Annotated in this window: 18 protein-coding genes; 14 read left to right on the top strand and 4 right to left on the bottom strand. The window is 29.1% G+C overall.

The features are described from left to right. Nucleotides 1-18: 18 nt before the first annotated feature. Genes BUA48_RS07145 through BUA48_RS07135 form a run of 3 tightly spaced genes read left to right on the top strand, consistent with a single transcriptional unit; the run spans nt 19 to nt 4,651 of the window. Entirely contained in the window at nt 19-1,005 is a 987-nt protein-coding gene (locus BUA48_RS07145; protein ID WP_072831371.1) for a polymer-forming cytoskeletal protein, read from the top strand. A gap of 26 nt (nt 1,006-1,031) precedes the next feature. Next, a complete protein-coding gene (locus BUA48_RS07140; protein ID WP_072831370.1) occupies nt 1,032-2,825 on the top strand; it encodes an ABC transporter ATP-binding protein in 1,794 nt (597 codons plus the stop codon). Next, nucleotides 2,825-4,651: an ABC transporter ATP-binding protein gene (locus BUA48_RS07135; protein ID WP_084666147.1), complete on the top strand. Its 1,827-nt coding sequence runs from the start codon at nt 2,825-2,827 to the stop codon at nt 4,649-4,651. The genes BUA48_RS07140 and BUA48_RS07135 overlap by 1 nt, the downstream gene beginning before the upstream one ends. 139 nt (nt 4,652-4,790) lie before the next feature. Here the strand turns inward: BUA48_RS07135 and BUA48_RS07130 are convergent, their stop codons facing one another. Next, the gene (locus BUA48_RS07130) at nt 4,791-5,405 is read right to left on the bottom strand and encodes a superoxide dismutase (RefSeq protein ID WP_072831572.1); all 615 of its coding nucleotides are present in this window, start codon (nt 5,403-5,405) and stop codon (nt 4,791-4,793) included. 339 nt (nt 5,406-5,744) lie between these two features. Here BUA48_RS07130 and BUA48_RS07125 point away from each other — a divergent pair, with 339 nt between their 5' ends. Both BUA48_RS07125 and BUA48_RS07120 read left to right on the top strand, forming a co-directional pair. After that, entirely contained in the window at nt 5,745-6,938 is a 1,194-nt protein-coding gene (locus BUA48_RS07125) for a glycine C-acetyltransferase (protein WP_072831369.1), read from the top strand. A 99-nt stretch (nt 6,939-7,037) separates the two neighbouring features. After that, entirely contained in the window at nt 7,038-7,991 is a 954-nt protein-coding gene (locus BUA48_RS07120; protein ID WP_072831368.1) for an L-threonine 3-dehydrogenase, read from the top strand. Nucleotides 7,992-8,045: 54 nt separating this feature from the next. Here the strand turns inward: BUA48_RS07120 and BUA48_RS07115 are convergent, their stop codons facing one another. Then, complete coding sequence (locus BUA48_RS07115) at nt 8,046-8,567, bottom strand: cob(I)yrinic acid a,c-diamide adenosyltransferase (RefSeq protein ID WP_072831367.1); 522 nt, start codon at nt 8,565-8,567, stop codon at nt 8,046-8,048. 275 nt (nt 8,568-8,842) lie between these two features. Between BUA48_RS07115 and trmB the strand changes: the two genes are divergently transcribed. The 8 genes from trmB (at nt 8,843) to BUA48_RS07070 (ending at nt 14,775) form a co-directional block, all read left to right on the top strand. Beyond that, entirely contained in the window at nt 8,843-9,502 is a 660-nt protein-coding gene (trmB, locus tag BUA48_RS07110) for a tRNA (guanosine(46)-N7)-methyltransferase TrmB (RefSeq protein WP_072831366.1), read from the top strand. 158 nt (nt 9,503-9,660) lie between these two features. Beyond that, nucleotides 9,661-10,128 (top strand): hypothetical protein, encoded by a 468-nt coding sequence (locus tag BUA48_RS07105; protein WP_072831365.1) that lies wholly within the window; start codon nt 9,661-9,663, stop codon nt 10,126-10,128. Nucleotides 10,129-10,189: 61 nt separating this feature from the next. Then, nucleotides 10,190-10,771, top strand: a complete 582-nt coding sequence (locus tag BUA48_RS15270; RefSeq protein WP_084666145.1) for a polymorphic toxin-type HINT domain-containing protein — start codon at nt 10,190-10,192, stop codon at nt 10,769-10,771. A 120-nt stretch (nt 10,772-10,891) separates the two neighbouring features. Further along, nucleotides 10,892-11,218 (top strand): hypothetical protein, encoded by a 327-nt coding sequence (locus BUA48_RS07090; RefSeq protein ID WP_072831362.1) that lies wholly within the window; start codon nt 10,892-10,894, stop codon nt 11,216-11,218. A gap of 312 nt (nt 11,219-11,530) precedes the next feature. After that, the gene (locus BUA48_RS07085) at nt 11,531-11,707 is read left to right on the top strand and encodes a polymorphic toxin-type HINT domain-containing protein (protein WP_084666143.1); all 177 of its coding nucleotides are present in this window, start codon (nt 11,531-11,533) and stop codon (nt 11,705-11,707) included. 228 nt (nt 11,708-11,935) lie between these two features. Beyond that, complete coding sequence (locus tag BUA48_RS07080) at nt 11,936-12,280, top strand: transposase (protein ID WP_072831361.1); 345 nt, start codon at nt 11,936-11,938, stop codon at nt 12,278-12,280. 338 nt (nt 12,281-12,618) lie between these two features. After that, nucleotides 12,619-13,254 carry an endonuclease III gene (gene nth, locus BUA48_RS07075; RefSeq protein ID WP_072831360.1) on the top strand — a complete coding sequence of 212 codons (636 nt, stop codon included), beginning with the start codon at nt 12,619-12,621 and terminating at the stop codon, nt 13,252-13,254. Between the two features lie 348 nt (nt 13,255-13,602). After that, nucleotides 13,603-14,775, top strand: a complete 1,173-nt coding sequence (locus BUA48_RS07070; protein WP_072831359.1) for an NAD(P)-dependent malic enzyme — start codon at nt 13,603-13,605, stop codon at nt 14,773-14,775. A 93-nt stretch (nt 14,776-14,868) separates the two neighbouring features. On the opposite strand, the gene BUA48_RS07065 is transcribed toward BUA48_RS07070, so the two are convergent. Both BUA48_RS07065 and BUA48_RS07060 read right to left on the bottom strand, forming a co-directional pair. Continuing rightward, a complete protein-coding gene (locus BUA48_RS07065) occupies nt 14,869-15,366 on the bottom strand; it encodes a hypothetical protein (RefSeq protein WP_072831358.1) in 498 nt (165 codons plus the stop codon). A gap of 239 nt (nt 15,367-15,605) precedes the next feature. Further along, nucleotides 15,606-15,764: a DUF1540 domain-containing protein gene (locus BUA48_RS07060; protein ID WP_072831357.1), complete on the bottom strand. Its 159-nt coding sequence runs from the start codon at nt 15,762-15,764 to the stop codon at nt 15,606-15,608. 433 nt (nt 15,765-16,197) lie between these two features. Between BUA48_RS07060 and pepT the strand changes: the two genes are divergently transcribed. After that, entirely contained in the window at nt 16,198-17,424 is a 1,227-nt protein-coding gene (gene pepT, locus BUA48_RS07055) for a peptidase T (protein WP_072831356.1), read from the top strand. Nucleotides 17,425-17,502: the final 78 nt, after the last annotated feature.

Below are 17,502 nucleotides of genomic sequence, written 5' to 3'. Positions count from 1 at the left end.
GATTTGAGGAGGGGTAGTATGGTAGTGCCAGAAATGATTAGAATAAACAATGGACAAAAATTAAGTGTATCAGGAGCTAAAGAAAAAAGAGGGAATAATGAGGAGTATGAAAGTATAACTGTTAGTGGAGCAAGTGAATTAATAGGCAATTATACAAGTAATGAAATCTTAATTAGTGGAGCCTGTGATGTTAAGGGGAATTTAAAAGCGGGACTAATTAAGATTAGTGGTAGCAGTGATGTTATAGGGGATATAGAAGTAGATGCTTTATATAAAAGTGGCGCTTGTGATATTAAAGGAAATATTAGAGGGAACTTTATAAAAACAAGTGGAGCTGGTGATATACGTGGAAATGTAGAAGCTGATAGATTAGAAATAAGTGGAGCTTGTGATGTTAAGGGGAATGTTAATGCAGACTTCTTAAGATTAAGTGGTTCTTCTGATATAAAGGGAGATGTAGTTTGTAATATAGCAGAGTTATATGGAGCTACAGAGGTAAAAGGAAAATTATCAGGAAATGACATTCAAGTAAAGGGTAGTTGTGGCATAAGAAAAGAAGTTACATGTGAAAGCTTATTTATATCTGGTTCTTGTGTATTAAAAGAGGGCTGTGAAGTGGGGCACTTTAAAAGTGAAGGTGCTGTTAGCATAAGTAAAGCTCTTTATGCAGAAGAAGTTGAAATATCACTTGTAAGAAAATGCAGGATAACAGAGATTGGAGCTGGAAAAATAACAGTTACAAGAAGCAATAAAACCGTAAACTCAGGAATAGCAATTTTAAATAAGGTAATTAATGAAATATCTAATTCAGAGAGATATTTAGAGGCAGATGTTATTGAAGGAGATTATATATTCTTAGAGAATACAAAGGCAAAGTTAGTACGTGGCAAGAGTATAGTTATTGGGGTAAATTGTGATATTGCTAATGTAGAATATGTTTCAGAATATAGAGCCTTACCAGAGGGGAATAAAAGTACTAAGGTCAATGAAGTAACTAAATTATAAAATAATTATATTTAGGGGGAAGATTAATGTTACAAGGGGAAAAATATAGTTGGGTAGACATGATAAACATTCCATTTAAGTGTGCACCAATAAACACAATTGTTATAGCAATTATAAAGCTTTTAGATGGATTGATACCAACTTTACAGGTTATAGCAACGGCTAAATTTTTAGATAATGCCATTGCTGTAGTTAATGGTACAAAGGTTATAGGGGATGTTTTTATTCCAATACTAATGCTAATTACTTTAGTCGCTTATAGTTGGGTATCTAGACAAATTTGTAAATTTGTAGAGGTTAAGTTGGAGCTTAAATTAAAAGAAACCTTTAGAGTGAGCATAACAGAAAAAAGAGCTAGATTAAAATTCAAACACATAGAAAATAATGATACTTGGAATTTAATATCAAGGGTAGCAAAGGAACCAGAGAAACAATGTAAAGATGCTTATATGAATTTACTTTCATTTATGGCACTGATACTTAAATGTTTAGGACTGCTTATGTTATTAATGACACAGGTTTGGTGGAGTACAGTACTTATAATAGCTGTTTCTATTCCATTAATTATGTTAGCTATAAAAGGTGGAAAAGCAAACTATGAAGCAAATAGAGTAGCTTCTAAGTATAAAAGAAGATATGAGTATATTGGAGAGGTATTAAGGGGAAGAGAAGCTGTAGATGAAAGAACTTTATTTGGGTATACAGAAGAATTAAATAAAAAATGGGTAGATGAATATGAATGTGCAAGAAAAATAGAATTAAAGACTAATCTTAAGTGGTTTGTAAAGATGAAGACTGGAGGAGTATTAGTTGCTTTAATATCAAGTTTAATTGCCTTAATCTTAATAGGTCCTGTTAAAAAAGGTGTGTTATCCATTGGTATGTTTATATCAATAATAAATGCAGTTTTTGATTTGATTCAAATTATGACATGGCAACTTACTTATTATACAGATCAATTAGCTAAAAACAAAGAATATCTAAAAGACTTATCAGAGGTTTCAAGATTAGAAGAAAGCAATGGTGCTTTAGATGAACCCTCAAAAGAAAATCTAAAATTAAAAACTTTAGAATTTAAAAATGTTTCTTTTAAATATCCAGGAACAGAGAATTATATATTAAATAATATGTCATTTAAAATTGAAGAAGGAAGACATTATGCTTTTGTAGGAATAAATGGAGCTGGTAAAACTACTATAACCAAGCTTATCACTGGTTTATACGAGGATTTTGAAGGGGAGATTTTAATTAATAACATTAGTATAAGAGAATATAGTCAAAGTGTATTAAAATCTTTATGCTCGGTTGTATATCAAGACTTTGCTAAATATTTTATAAGTATAAAAGAAAATATAGCATTAGGTGATATTAATAATATGAATAATAAAGAGCAGGAAGAGGTTATAAATAAATCAATAGAAATCATAGATTTGAAAGAAGAAATAGAAAAGCTTCCTAAGGGTATAGATACAACACTTGGAAAGATAAAAGAAGATGGACAAGATATTTCAGGTGGCCAATGGCAACGTATAGCTATGGCTAGGTCAATTATAAGTCCAGCAACTCTTAGAATATTAGATGAACCTACAGCTGCACTAGATCCTATAAGTGAAAGTAATCTTTATGAGAAATTTGAGGAGATTAGTAGAGGAAATACAACTATATTCATAAGTCATCGTTTAGGCTCTACTAAATTAGCAAATGAGATATTTGTTATAGGAAGTGGAGAAATTGTAGAAAAGGGTTCACATGAAGAGCTTATGAATAATAATGGCATTTATGCTGAAATGTATGAAAGTCAAAGGAGTTGGTATTTATAATGGATGCGAAATTAAATAAAGATATGTCAGTATTTAAAATATTAAAAAAGATGTTTCCAATAGCTATAAAAGCAGCACCTATTTTATTTATAGTTAATACTATACTAGGAATTTTGCATGGAGGAGGTTTTGTTTTAAATACCTTCGTTACTCAAAAGTTCTTTGATTCTGTTAATAATATTGCAAGCAGTGATGGGAGTATTAAGAGCATAGTAGTTATAGGAATTATATTAGCTTTGACTTTAATTTTTCTGCAAGTGGTAAATGGAGCAGTTAACTTTCTTGGAGATGCTCAAATGAATATAATCCTTAGGGAACTTCTTAAGAAGATTAATAAAAAGGCTGGTAGGATTGAAGTAGTGAGTTTTGAAAATCCAGAATTTTTAAACGATATAAATAAAGCAGAAGAAGGAGCACAGGGACTACTGCAATTATTTACAGTATTGGTATCTATATTTATGCTTTATTTACCTTACTTTATATTTATGGGAATATATTTATATAAGTTAAAACCTATTTTAGCACTTGCTTTACTTATGATATTCCTACCAGTAGCATTGGTTCAAATAATGAAGGTAAAGATTTTTAGTAAACTAGCAGATGAGTCTGCACCTTTAAGAAGAGAATATGACTATTATGAGAAGTGTATTGTAGATAGAGAATATTATAAAGAAACAAGACTTTTAGGTGGATTTTCATTTTTCAAATCTTTATATAGTAAATCTTTGAAAGAGTTAAACAAAAAGTCATGGAAAGCACAGAAAAAGTCAGGAATTATGGAGTTAGCAATGAAGTGCATAACTTTAAGTGGATATATAGGAGTATTGTATCTATTTGTTGATGCACTTATTAAAGGAGATATAAGTGTAGGAGCATTTGGAGCAATTTTTGCATCCATAGGACTTATGTTTTCCTTAATGGAAGAAGTAATTTGTATGCACATAGGTAATGCAGTTGAAACTTTAGGTAGTGTTAGAAATTTGATGAATTTTCTAGAAATAGAGGAGTCAAGTGGGGAAGATATAACTATAGAGGGTACTCCGGAGATTGTATTAGAGCATTTAGAGTTCACATATCCGGGAGCAGAAAAGAAATCTATAAGCAACTTAGAGTTTAAAATTAATAAGGGAGAAACAATTGCTATAGTTGGAGAAAATGGAGCAGGTAAGACAACCTTAGTTAAGTTAATTATGGGACTGTATAAACCTACAGAGGGTAAAGTATTAATAAATGGTGTAGATACTAGAAAATTATCTAACGCATCTATTTATAAAAATACCTCTGCAGTATTCCAAAAGTATCAAAGATATAAAATGACACTTAAAGAGAATGTAGTTATCTCTAGTATTAATTTAAAAGATATAGGAAAAAATAAAATAGATGGAGATATTAAGAAGGCTATAAAAGAAGCAGATTTAGAAATAACAAAGGATAAGTTTCCTAAGGATTTAGATACCATGTTATCAAGAGAATTTGATGGTATAGATTTATCAGGAGGTCAATGGCAAAGGATAGCAATAGCAAGAGGATTTTATAAAAAGCATAATATGATAGTTTTAGATGAACCAACGGCTGCAATAGATCCTGTGGAGGAAACTAAAATATATGAAAAATTTAGTGAGATGTCTAAGGGAAACACTTCAATAATTGTTACTCATAGATTAGGTTCTGCAAAAATTGCAGATAGAATAGTGGTCATGGATAAGGGAAATATAGTTGAAGTGGGAACTCATGCTGAACTTATGGAGAAAAAAGGACAATACTATGATATGTATGAAGCTCAAAGTAAATGGTATGTTACTGAGGAGCAGATGGTATTAGGATAAAAGCAAGATAGAGAATAAAAAAATAATAAATTTTAAAAACCATGCAATGAGCATATATAATAATGAGTAATTATTATAATGTTCATATGCATGGTTTTACTTTTTAATGCGTAAAAAATTTAATTATCTCAAATTAAACTTAAGAAACATAAGTATTATATAAGTTTTCAACTACCTGCCAATCAATTAAATTCCAGATGTTTTTAACATATTCAGCTCTTAAGTTTTTATATTTTAAGTAATATGCATGTTCCCACACATCAATAGTTAATATAGGCTTAACTCCTGCACTTAAAGGACAGTCTTGATTTGAAGTAGAAATAACCTCAAGATCGCCTTTTTTATTAATAACTAGCCAAGCATAGCCTGAACCAAATTGATTTATTGCAGAATTAGTTAATTTCTCAACTAAACTTTCTAAGGATGAGAAATCTTCTACAATCTTATTAAGAAGTTTTCCTTCAGGTGCTTTTTTAGGATTTGGAGATAATAAAGAGAAATATAAATTATGATTGAATACTCCTCCACCTTGGTTTATTACAGCTTGACGTATTTCTTGTGGCAACATAGTTACATTTGATAGAATATCCTCTAAAGATTTTCCTTCAGTAATTTCTGAGTGATTTGCTAGAATACCATTTAACTTGTCTACATATCCACTTAAGTGTTTAGAGTAGTGAGTTTCAACAGTAGTAGCATCTAAATAAGGTTCTAAAGCATCATAAGTAAATGGCAGTTTAATTTTATCATATATCATAATAACTCCTCCTTTAAAAATAGATAATTAACCCAAAATAACATATTTTAGTGGTTAATTGTTCATAATAAACTTTAGACAAAAAAATAAAATTCAAAATTATAATATCACTACTTAAGAGTCATTATACTATCGAAAAAAATATATTCAACAGAATATATAGAATAATAAAAAAATTATATTGAAAAACATCTTATAGTTGTATATTATTATGTTAGAGGGAAACATTATAATGAAATGTATTTCTCACAAGGATACTTGTTTGCAATATATTAAGTTATTATTCAATATATTGTATTTTATACAGCTATTAGCTGATATGTGGAGGTAGATACTATGTCTAGCAAAATTTTAGAAAAATATTTAAAAGAAAATTTAGAAGATTTAAAAAGTAAAGGGCTTTACAACGTTATAAACCCATTACAAAGTGCTAACGGACCAATAATAAAGATTGATAATAAAGATTTTATCAACCTTTCATCAAACAACTACCTAGGGTTAGCTACTAATCCAAGAATGATTGCAGCTAACATTAAAGCTACTGAAAAATATGGAGTAGGTGCTGGAGCTGTTAGAACGATAAACGGAACTTTAGATGTTCACGTTGAACTTGAAAACAAATTAGCTGAATTTAAACATACTGAAGCAGCTATTGCATTCCAATCAGGATTCAACTGTAACATGGCAGCTGTTTCAGCTATCATGGATAAAAATGATGCAATATTATCAGATGAATTAAATCATGCTTCTATTATAGATGGATGTAGATTATCAAAAGCTAAAATTATTAGAGTAAATCACTCTGATATGGAAGATTTAAGAGCAAAGGCTAAAGAAGCTACTGAATCAGGATTATACAACAAAGTAATGGTTATAACTGATGGTGTATTCTCTATGGATGGAGATATAGCTAAACTTCCAGAAATAGTTGAAATAGCTGAAGAATTTGACTTAATAACTTATGTAGATGATGCTCACGGTTCAGGGGTACTAGGTAAAGGTGCTGGAACAGTTAAGCATTTCGGTTTATCAGATAAAATAGATTTACAAATAGGAACATTATCTAAAGCTATCGGTGTAGTTGGTGGTTATGTTGCAGGTAAACAAGATTTAATAGATTGGTTAAAAGTTAGAGGTAGACCATTCCTATTCTCAACATCTTTAACACCAGGTGCAGCTGCTTCTTGTATTGAAGCTATCAATATATTAACAGAAAGCACAGAATTACATGATAAACTTTGGGAAAATGGAAACTACCTAAAGAAAGGTTTAAAAGAATTAGGATTTAACATTGGAAAAAGTGAAACTCCAATAACTCCATGTATCATTGGAGATGAAGCTAAAACACAAGAATTTAGTAAGAGATTATATGAAGAAGGCGTTTATGCTAAATCTATAGTTTTCCCAACAGTACCAAAGGGAACAGGAAGAGTTAGAAACATGCCTACAGCAGCTCATACTAAGGAAATGTTAGATCAAGCTTTAGCAACATACGCTAAAGTTGGTAGAGAAATGGGGATAATTGAATAGAAAATACTTGCTTGAGGAACTATAAAATAGTTCCTTGGGTATTTAAAATATTAAAGGAAAAGATAATTACAGGTAATATGTAATTTTGGAGGGAATAGAATGAAAAAGATTTTAGTAACTGGTTCATTAGGTCAGATAGGTACTGAATTAGTTGAAAAAATGAGAGGAATTTACGGTAACGACAATGTTATAGCTACTGATTTAAGAAAAGTAGAAGGTAACCCAGTTGTTGATGCTGGTCCATTTGAATTATTAGATGTTACAGATGCTCAAGCTATGCACGATATAGCTAAAAAATATAATGCAGATACAATAATCCACTTAGCTGCTTTATTATCAGCAGTTGCAGAAGCAAAACCACAAGTTGCTTGGAACATAAACATGGGTGGACTTGTAAATGCTTTAGAGGTTGCTAGAGAATTAGATTGTCAATTCTTTACACCAAGTTCAATAGGTGCTTTTGGTCCATCTACTCCTAAAGTAGGAACACCACAAGACACTATTCAAAGACCACAAACAATGTATGGAGTAAACAAAGTTGCAGGAGAATTATTATGTGACTACTACTATAAAAAATTTGGAGTAGATACTAGAGGAGTTCGTTTCCCAGGCTTAATTTCATACGTTGCGCCTCCAGGAGGAGGAACAACAGACTATGCTGTTGATATATACTACGAAGCATTAAAAAATAAAAAATATACTTCATATATTGATAAAGGAACTTATATGGATATGATGTATATGCCAGATGCTTTAAATGCAATCATTAACTTAATGGAAGCTGATCCAAGTAAGTTACAACACAGAAACGCATTTAATATAGCTGCTATGAGTTTTGAACCAGAACAAATTGCTGCTGAAATCAAAAAACACATTCCAGAGTTTACAATGGATTATAATGTAGACCCTATAAGACAAGCAATAGCTAATAGCTGGCCAGATTCAATAGACTGTGCAGCTGCACAAGCAGAGTGGGGATTCAAAGCTGAATATGATTTAGCTAAGATGACTACTGATATGTTAGAAAAATTAGCTGAAAAAGGCATCAAATAATTTAAATAAATTAACAAAAGGAACTGTTAGAATTTCTAGCAGTTCCTTTTTAGGTTATTTATCAAATCCATCTCTAGAAAGCACACCTTTAGAATAATAGTGTTTAACTTCCTCCATATTAGTAACAAGATCAGCAAGGTCTATAAGTTCTTGAGGAGCATACCTTCCTGTTATAACTAATTCAGTTGAGTAAGGTCTTACATTTAAAACCTCAATTAAATCTTTCATAGTGAAGAGCTTAAAATATAAAGAAATAGTAACTTCATCCATAACAACCATGTCATATTCATTACTTAATAAGACAGCCTTAATACGTTGTAAACCCTCATTTGCTATTCTTATATCCTCTTCATCAGGTGATTTATTTATGAAACAATCTCTTCCTAATTGTTCGAATTTTATGTTTGGTAGATAATTTTCACATTTAGTTTCGTTATATTTCATACCCTTAATAAATTGACCAAAGAAAACTTTTTTACCAGCACAAGCAGCTCTTACAGCTAGTCCTACTGCTGCAGTTGTTTTCCCTTTACCATTTCCAGTATAAACGTGAATGTATCCTTTTTCCACTTGCAATCATCTCCTAAAGTAGTATAAATTAATTATATAATATATAGAAATCATAGTCCAATAATCTATAAAGTAGGGAATAGTATTATATATACTTAAGTAAAGAGTATTTATTATATTTAGAGTTAATTTTAATTGTTGAATAAATCTCTCTATATATAAATATACAGAATAAATATAAACTTATATAATGGTATAATATAAAAATAGACTATAATATTTTTATAAGGTATAGTATATTAAGTAGTATTGAAGAATATATAAACGGAGTGAATAAAATTATGAGAATGAGAAGAAAGCCTTGGGCTAGACCTGAATTAGAGTCAGTAGACTTCTTTTTAACTAAGCCATCTCAGTACAAAGGTAGATGGAAAGAGTTATTTGGAAATGATAACCCTATATATGTAGAGTTAGGTTGTGGAAAGGGAACTTTTATATCAGTTCATGCTGCTGAAAATCCTAATATAAACTACATAGCTATAGATATAAAAGATGAAGTTTTAGTATTAGCTAAAAGAGATATAGAAAAACAATTTAAAGCTAGAAATCGTGAAAAAATAGATAACGTAAAAATAATGTCTCAAGAAATAGGACTTATAGAAGAACTATTTGAGGAAGATGAAATAGATAAGATATTTATAAATTTCTGTAATCCTTGGCCAAAGAAAAAACATAAAAAAAGAAGATTAACATACAACACTTTCTTAAAGAAATATAGAGGTTTCTTAAAAGAAGGCTGTGAAATTTGGTTTAAAACAGATGATGATGATTTATTCTTAGAATCTCAAGAATACATAACAAGAAGTGGATTTGTTATTACATATATAACTTATGATTTACATGAATCAGATTTTGTAGGAAATGTCACTACAGAACATGAAGATATGTTCTCAGCAAAGGGAATAAAAATAAAATGCTTAATAGCTAAATCAACAAAATAAATAAATTATATTTATAAACATAAATAAACTTAAGTAAGGCTATAAGACTTAAAGGTAAAACTTTAAGTCTTATAGTCTTTTTTTATTGGTTAAATTAGGTACTAAACTCTTTTAAAACCCATATAGTAATAGTAAAAAGATAAGGGAGGTATTTATTTATGCCAGATAAAGATTTTGTTGGCTATGTTTATGATTTAGTAAATAGTAAGAAAGATGTAATCATAATAAAGGTTTATGATGATTTGAAAATTGATGATGAGCTTAAGAAGGCAAAAATACCTTATGAAAAGTGCGAAGATGGGGTAATGGTGGAATTAAGGTTTAGAAACAGATACGCACTTCATAAAGCAATGATAGACTGTGTTTTTAGAAAAAAAGTAAATAGAGTTATAGAGAGAATATACAATGAATACAGTCCAACCTTAGAAAAGCCACAGTTTGGTAAAAAAATATGGCATAGCACAGAAATAGATGAGTTAAAAAAAGAAGCTATAGAAGTGCTTCATTCTAGAATGCATATAGCTAAAGATATTGATTTGAATTACTTAAGCGAAGTTTACTTAGACTATATATTAAGTAGAGTATATGATACAACCTTTGATAAGATGAAAGCATATATAATTTAATACTTTAAGAAGTTTATCGTAGTACTGTAAAAGAAGAGGTGGGGATTCCTATCTCTTTTTTATTTGTAAAAAAGGAGGAGAATTATATAAAAATATTGAAAATGCACCATCTAAAAACCTTATTGCTGATGGAGCATGTTTTATTGAAGGTACTGAAATACTCACAGAAAATGATAGTAAATGTATAGAAGATATAAAAATTGGTGATAAAGTATACTCAAAGAATGTAGAGACAGGAGAAGTAGGGTATAAAGAAGTCAAAAATACATTTGTAAAAGAAGTAGATACTTTAGTAAAATTAAGTATAGAAGACAATAAAATAATAACAACACTAAATCATCCATTCTGGGTAGTAGATAATGGATGGGTAGAAGCAGGAAACTTAAAGGCAAGAGATAAAGTATTATTGGCTTCAGGTAAAATATCAAGAGTATGTAGTATAGATATAGAGAAGTTAAAAGAAAAGATAAAAGTATATAACTTTAAAGTAGAAGATTGGCATACTTATTATGTAAGTAAAGATGGAATACTAGTTCATAATCAATGTTTTGTTACTGAGGGGGCAGTAGATGCTGTTGAATGGACAAATTATGGATATAAACATTTTCCACAAAAGAATATGAGCTGGAAAGACTGCGAATAAGAGTGGCATTGAATTTAAAAAGTGATGAATGGGGGAATTTAATAGCAGTATTAAATTTAGATGGAACTCTAAATGAATTTAAGATAAGAAATGTAATCGGAAGGAAGTTGAAGTAAAAACATGAATATAGAAAATAGTGTAAAGAATACATTTGAGTTAATAAAAAAAATAAATAGAAAAATGAATAATTCTATTATTTCAAATGAAGAAGAAAAGGAACAGGAGGAAAATATTAGAGAGATATCAGAAATAATAAATAGATTTAATGTTATATTAGAAAATATAGATAAATTAAATAAAGAGAATAGTGAAAAATTACTAAGGGAATTTATACAACTTCACTTAGTTATAGGAGACATAGAGTGGCAATATGACCAATTGCATGAAATAATTAGAAAAGTTATAGAAAATATAGAATGTAAAAATGAAATTAGTGATAATATATAAGTTAATACAAAATTAGGTGAGAAATAACTGCATAAAAAGTAGTAATAGAGGAATTTAGTTAAATCAATAATGTAGTGAAAGAAGTTAAAAAGGTTAGTGTTTCAGTAATGGATCATTAATCTTTTTTTGATATATTTAAATATTTTCAAAATATAAAACTACTAGTGTTAGACACAAATGTAAGACGAAAAGTAGAGAATCAAAATCTATGATTTGGTGTGAATTACTTTCACGGAGTGCAAGTAAGGAAATCCTAGGGTCAATAATTCCACTTGAAATCCAGGATAGGGAAAAACAAGACCTAAAGTATTATTGGCTTCAGGGAAAATATCAAGAGTATGTAGTATAGATATAGAGAAGTTAAAAGAAAAGATAAAAGTATATAACTTTGAAGTAGAAGATTGGCATACTTATTATGTAAGTAAAGATGGAATACTAGTTCATAGCCAATGTTTTGCTACTGAGGTGGAAGTGAAGCTAAATAAATGATGTGATGAAAAAATTAAGAGTTGAGGGATATGACCAAATGACTTCGGCACATAATCAAAGGATAAAATGGTATAGTATAAAGAAACAGAAAGGGAATAGCTAGTGCAAGACAACTACTTGCAAGAGGTATAAGAGAGTTAAGAAGAGTTTACTCTGATATTCCAAATTCAAAATTACAAGAGTTAATTTATATGAATAAAAAATTATATGTAGAAATGAGGAAGTAACATGAATGAAATTTTTATTAAAAGTATTTACAAAAGTATAGTAGAAGAAAATAGAAGTCTATATAAGAATTTATTCGATAATACAGACATAGATAATGCAAGTGATGAGTATTGGAAGAAATCATTAAAGCTATATAATAGTTTATCAGAAGAAAATAAAGAGACTCTGATTACAATTATTCAACAAACAATGATAGATACAATCTCAAATATGCTAGATATAATTGATGGAAGTAGTACACTTAGTGGGAGTGATACTGAACCTAAATTGTATTTAAATGATGCAGATACTGATGGCGAGTTACAAGATCTATTTTTAGAATATGTAGGGGAGATTAAAGAATAGATAAATAATTATAATCAAATATAACCTTATTACAAAGAATATAAGTAGTAAAAAGTTATATACTTTATGATATAATTAATAATAGTTAGTCATTAATTATAACTTTAAATTAAAGAATGTAAATGAAAAATATATTACTAGTTAATTTAAAATATAAATATATATTTTAATAAACAATATTCAATCTATTTAGAGATAACACTCATTATAAAGTACATACAAGGATTAATATAACTGTAGAATATTAAATTAGAAGTTATATGTTATATATTTAAGATGACTAGTATAATTGAGATAATTATTTTTAATATTATTTAGAGTAAGGAGGGATATTTAATATGTTAAAAAAGAAAGAGATGGCTGAGGCTTTGAAAATTTTAGAAACTACTTATGCTGGGGCTAAGTGTGGTTTGGATTTTAGTAATCCTTTTGAACTTTTAATATCTACTATTTTATCAGCTCAGTGTACAGATGAAAGAGTTAATATGGTAACGAAGGAGTTATATAAAGAGTATAATTCAGCAGCGGCTATGGCTACTTTATCAGAAGAGGAAGTGGGAGAGAAGATAAAGTCCTGTGGATTTTATAAAACAAAGGGGAAGAATATATTAGCTACTTCAAAAATTCTTTTAGAAAAATATAATGGTGAAGTACCTCAGACTATGGAAGAGTTAACTGAACTTCCTGGTGTTGGTAGAAAGACTGCTAATGTTGTTTTATCTAATGTATTTGGTGTTCCTGCTATAGCTGTTGATACTCATGTGTTTAGAGTTTCTCAGCGTATTGGTTTAGCTAAAGGGGATAATGTAACTAAGGTAGAAGAACAGTTAATGAAGAATATACCTAAGAATAAGTGGAGCGATATGCATCATTACATAATATGGCATGGAAGAAAGGTATGTAAGGCTAGAAGACCTTTATGTGATCAATGTAATATGCCGCCGTTTTGTGAGTATTTTAGAAAGAATATATAGGATTGATATATAGATTATAAGTTACACTGTATTTTGATAATGTTCGTATTTGCACGGATGAAATTAAAATGATAATGAAATAACCTTCTTAAAATAGCAAAAAAAACTTACATTTATTTAGTATGGGTGGTAAAATATTTGTATAAATATTTTGTGCTTTATTATTTTGAAATTTAAAATAAATCCATATAAATTGAAATTATAAATTAAAGTGAAGTTATGATTCATTGAAAATTTGAAAGTACTTATCTAGGGGTATAGATATTGTTTGCTTTAAGCTAAGAAGAGTTTAGAGCATTACAAGAACTATCTATTAGATAAATTACATAATCTTAGGAGGATGAATAAATGTCTTATGCAGAAGAAGCTTTAAGAGTTCATAAAGAAAAAAAGGGTAAATTAGAAGTTGTAACTAAAATGAAGGTTGAGACTAGAGATGACTTATCTGTTGCATACACTCCAGGTGTTGCAGCTCCTTGTTTAGAAATAGCTAAGGATAATGAGAAGTTATACGATTACACAATTAAAGGAAATACAGTTGCTATTGTAACTAATGGAAGTGCAGTTTTAGGCTTAGGTAATATAGGAGCGGGTGCTGGATTACCTGTAATGGAAGGAAAAGCTTTATTATTTAAAGAGTTTGGTGGCGTTGATGCTTTCCCAATTTGTATAGATTCACAGGATCCAGAAGAAATAATAAAAACAGTGAAGTTAATAGAACCTGTATTTGGTGGAATTAACTTAGAGGATATTAAGGCTCCAGAGTGTTTCTACATAGAAGAAACATTGAAAAGAGAATTAAATATTCCTGTATTCCATGACGATCAACATGGTACAGCTGTTGTAACTTTAGCTGGTTTATATAATGCTCTTAAAATAACTGGTAAGAAGATGGATGAAATAAAGGTTGTAATAAATGGTGCAGGTGCTGCTGGTGTAGCAATTGCTAAATTACTTATAAAAGCTGGAGTTAATCATATAGTTATCTGTGACTCTAAGGGTGCAATATCTGAGGATATGGCAAACTTAAATTCATCTAAGATGGAAATAGCTAAAATGACTAACAGAGAATTTGAAAAGGGTTCATTAGCTGATGTAGTTAAAGGAAAAGATGTATTTGTAGGTGTATCAGCTCCGGGAGTATTAACTCAAGAAATGGTTAAAACAATGAATAAGGATAGCATTATATTTGCAATGGCTAATCCAACTCCAGAGATTATGCCAGATGAAGCAAAAGCAGCAGGTGCTAGAGTTATTGCTACAGGAAGATCAGACTTCCCTAACCAAATAAACAATGTATTAGTGTTCCCTGGAATATTTAAGGGTGCATTAGAAGTAAGAGCTGTTGAAATCAATGATGAAATGAAATTAGCTGCGGCAAGAGGAATTGCTAATTTAATAAAAGATGAAGAATTAACAGAAGAATATATTGTACCAAATGCTCTTGATAAAACAGTTGCAGATTCAGTAGCAGCAGAAGTTAAAAGAATTGCAAGAGAAATGGGTATTGCTAAATTATAATTTGAGCAAAACTAATAAGAAGTAAAAAACAGTCCAACTTTTTAAAGTTGGACTGCCTTTTATAGTCTCGGGAAATTCTTAATTGATTTATAGCTAAGCTCTAATATTTAAATCAGAAGCATTAGAACGTATTTTGGCGTTAAATTTATCTAACTCTAATTCTAAGTAGTTACAAAGATCATGAAAGTCAGCTACCCAATGAATTTTAGATAAATCTCTTAGATCTATTATTATATTTGTACCCTTTTGTTTTAAAAACTCCATATTCCACATATCTGTTTCTACAAAGCCATTTCTACAGCTATGTATACAGGGAACATAGTTATTTATATTTTTTTCAAAATACTTTGTTTTAGCAAAGCATAATCTATTTATGTGAAAAATCATTCCTATTAAAGAACTTTTAGTTGCAAGCTTATAACTAAAATATTCTTGAGCAGGGTACTTTTCTTGTATTCTTTCAAAGTAAAATCTATCATTTAATTTAAGGTCGTATTTATCGAGAAATTTACATTTTTCTGGTCCTAATTCTTTCCTAATTAGTAGCTCTCTTTCAGATATAGGGAGACTTTTTAAAAATTCAATATCCACTTAAGACAAATCCTCCTAAATAATTAAATAAAGTATTATTTAAGATTATTTTAAATGTAGACAGGAAAAATATCCAATACTTATAATTCATGAAACTAATCATATCTATAGAGAAAATCTATAGTGGAATAAAAATAAAAACTAGTGTAATAATAAATTACACATCTTAAATTTTATCTATCTCTTAAGATGTGTAATCTATTTAAATACAATAGTTTTATTTTAACTTTTAAATCATACTATTTTAATTGGAATGATTTACAGTCTGTACATTGATCCATTTTTGGGTTTTGTTCATGTGTACCTACTTGAATTACAGATAGTGTACAATAATCTTCACCACAATCATGGTGTTTACATTGTTGAACTGAACATTTAATACTTGAATTTTTAGACATAATAAAGTCCTCCTTAATCAAACCTTTAATTAATAATTTTAATATTGAATTATTGAACTGTTGAAGTTCTTAGTTATTATGTGATGTATGAGAAAAAGTTATACTAGTTAAAATATTGAAATTATTTGCAAAATAAAGGTATTAGATATAAAATTAAAATAAGTAAATATAATTATAAGAGAGAAATTTACTACTATAATATCCTTGAAAAATGTACTTGAAGAAGTTACTTTATATTTATAATTTTTAGAAGTCTGGTAAAAGCTATAATGAAGAAGTATTATTGAAATGTATATATAGCTTTTTAAAGGATAATTATTAAATTAAAAACCATATCTAATCTTAAATTACTACTTTTAAAGCAATTATTTTATATCATAGTTTTAAGGTGATTTAGGTAGATGATAAATTTATATATAAGGAGTGTTTTAGAATGAGCACAGTTATAGAAAGATTTTTAAAGTATGTAAGTTATGATACTAAATCAGATACAACAACAGGTACTAATCCAAGTACAATGAAACAATTTGACCTTGCTAAAGAATTAGTAGCAGAATTAAATGAATTAGGATTAAAGAATGTATCAGTAGATGATAAGGCCTATGTAATGGCAGAATTACCTGCTAATACAGATAAAGAAATTCCTACTATAGGGTTTATAGCACATATGGATACTACTCCAGAGATGTCAGGAGCTAATGTAAAGCCACAAATAGTTACTAACTATGATGGTAAAGATATAGTTTTAAATAAGGAAAAGAATGTAGTATTACAAGTTAAGGATTTCCCTGAAATAAAAGAATATGTAGGAAAAACTTTAATAACAACTGATGGAACTACAGTACTTGGAGCTGATGATAAAGCTGGTATAGCTGAAATTATGAGTGCTATTGAGTTCTTAGTTAAGAATCCTGAAATAAAACACGGAACTATCAAAATTGGATTTACTCCTGATGAAGAAATAGGTGAGGGAGCAGATCACTTTGATGTTGAGAAATTCGGAGCTGAATTTGCTTACACTGTTGACGGTGGAGAAATAGGTGAGTTTGAATTTGAAAACTTTAATGCAGCAGCATTTAAATTAGTTATCAATGGTAGAAATGTTCATCCAGGTTCTGCTAAAAATAAAATGATAAATTCTCAATTATTAGGATTAGAATTTGTATCAATGCTACCAGAGAATGAAAGACCTGAAACTACAGAAGGATATGAAGGTTTCTATCTTTTAGATACAATTGAAGGAAATGTTGAAAGAACTGAAATGCATTTCATTATAAGAGATTTCTTTAAGGATGGATATGAAGCAAGAAAACAATTTGTAGTAGATTTAGTTAAGAAATTAAATGAAAAATATGGTGAGGGAACTTTTGAACTTGAATTAAAAGACCAATACCAAAATATGAGAGAAATGGTTGAACCAATAGCTCATATAATAGAGTCTGCAACAAAAGCTATGGAGCTTGTTGGTGTAACTCCAAAGGTTAGACCTATAAGAGGTGGAACAGATGGAGCTAGACTATCATTTATGGGACTTCCAACACCAAACTTATTTACTGGTGGACACAACTTCCATGGAAAATTTGAATATATTCCAACATATGCTATGGAAAAGGCTGTTGAAGTTATAATTAAAATAGTTGAAATATACTCTGAGAAGTAATAAAAACCCACTAGTTTTTACTAGTGGGTTTTTTAATGTATTTAAAATGATTTCATATTCATAATAATACTTTCATTT

The organism is Clostridium collagenovorans DSM 3089 (assembly GCF_900130005.1).
GTDB classification, from domain to species: Bacteria; Bacillota; Clostridia; order Clostridiales; family Clostridiaceae; genus Clostridium_D; species Clostridium_D collagenovorans.
The sequence above is the reverse complement of the archived record's forward strand: the minus strand, read 5'-3'. Positions and strand labels throughout refer to the sequence as shown.

Bases quoted from the DNA above. Each gene is read 5' to 3' on its own strand.
- BUA48_RS07145 (WP_072831371.1), top strand. From the start codon at position 19: ATGGTAGTGCCAGAAATGATTAGAATAAACAATGGACAAAAATTAAGT.
- BUA48_RS07140 (WP_072831370.1), top strand. From the start codon at position 1,032: ATGTTACAAGGGGAAAAATATAGTTGGGTAGACATGATAAACATTCCA.
- BUA48_RS07135 (WP_084666147.1), top strand. From the start codon at position 2,825: ATGGATGCGAAATTAAATAAAGATATGTCAGTATTTAAAATATTAAAA.
- BUA48_RS07125 (WP_072831369.1), top strand. From the start codon at position 5,745: ATGTCTAGCAAAATTTTAGAAAAATATTTAAAAGAAAATTTAGAAGAT.
- BUA48_RS07120 (WP_072831368.1), top strand. From the start codon at position 7,038: ATGAAAAAGATTTTAGTAACTGGTTCATTAGGTCAGATAGGTACTGAA.
- trmB (WP_072831366.1), top strand. From the start codon at position 8,843: ATGAGAATGAGAAGAAAGCCTTGGGCTAGACCTGAATTAGAGTCAGTA.
- BUA48_RS07105 (WP_072831365.1), top strand. From the start codon at position 9,661: ATGCCAGATAAAGATTTTGTTGGCTATGTTTATGATTTAGTAAATAGT.
- BUA48_RS07090 (WP_072831362.1), top strand. From the start codon at position 10,892: ATGAATATAGAAAATAGTGTAAAGAATACATTTGAGTTAATAAAAAAA.
- BUA48_RS07080 (WP_072831361.1), top strand. From the start codon at position 11,936: ATGAATGAAATTTTTATTAAAAGTATTTACAAAAGTATAGTAGAAGAA.
- nth (WP_072831360.1), top strand. From the start codon at position 12,619: ATGTTAAAAAAGAAAGAGATGGCTGAGGCTTTGAAAATTTTAGAAACT.
- BUA48_RS07070 (WP_072831359.1), top strand. From the start codon at position 13,603: ATGTCTTATGCAGAAGAAGCTTTAAGAGTTCATAAAGAAAAAAAGGGT.
- BUA48_RS07060 (WP_072831357.1), bottom strand. From the start codon at position 15,764: ATGTCTAAAAATTCAAGTATTAAATGTTCAGTTCAACAATGTAAACAC.
- pepT (WP_072831356.1), top strand. From the start codon at position 16,198: ATGAGCACAGTTATAGAAAGATTTTTAAAGTATGTAAGTTATGATACT.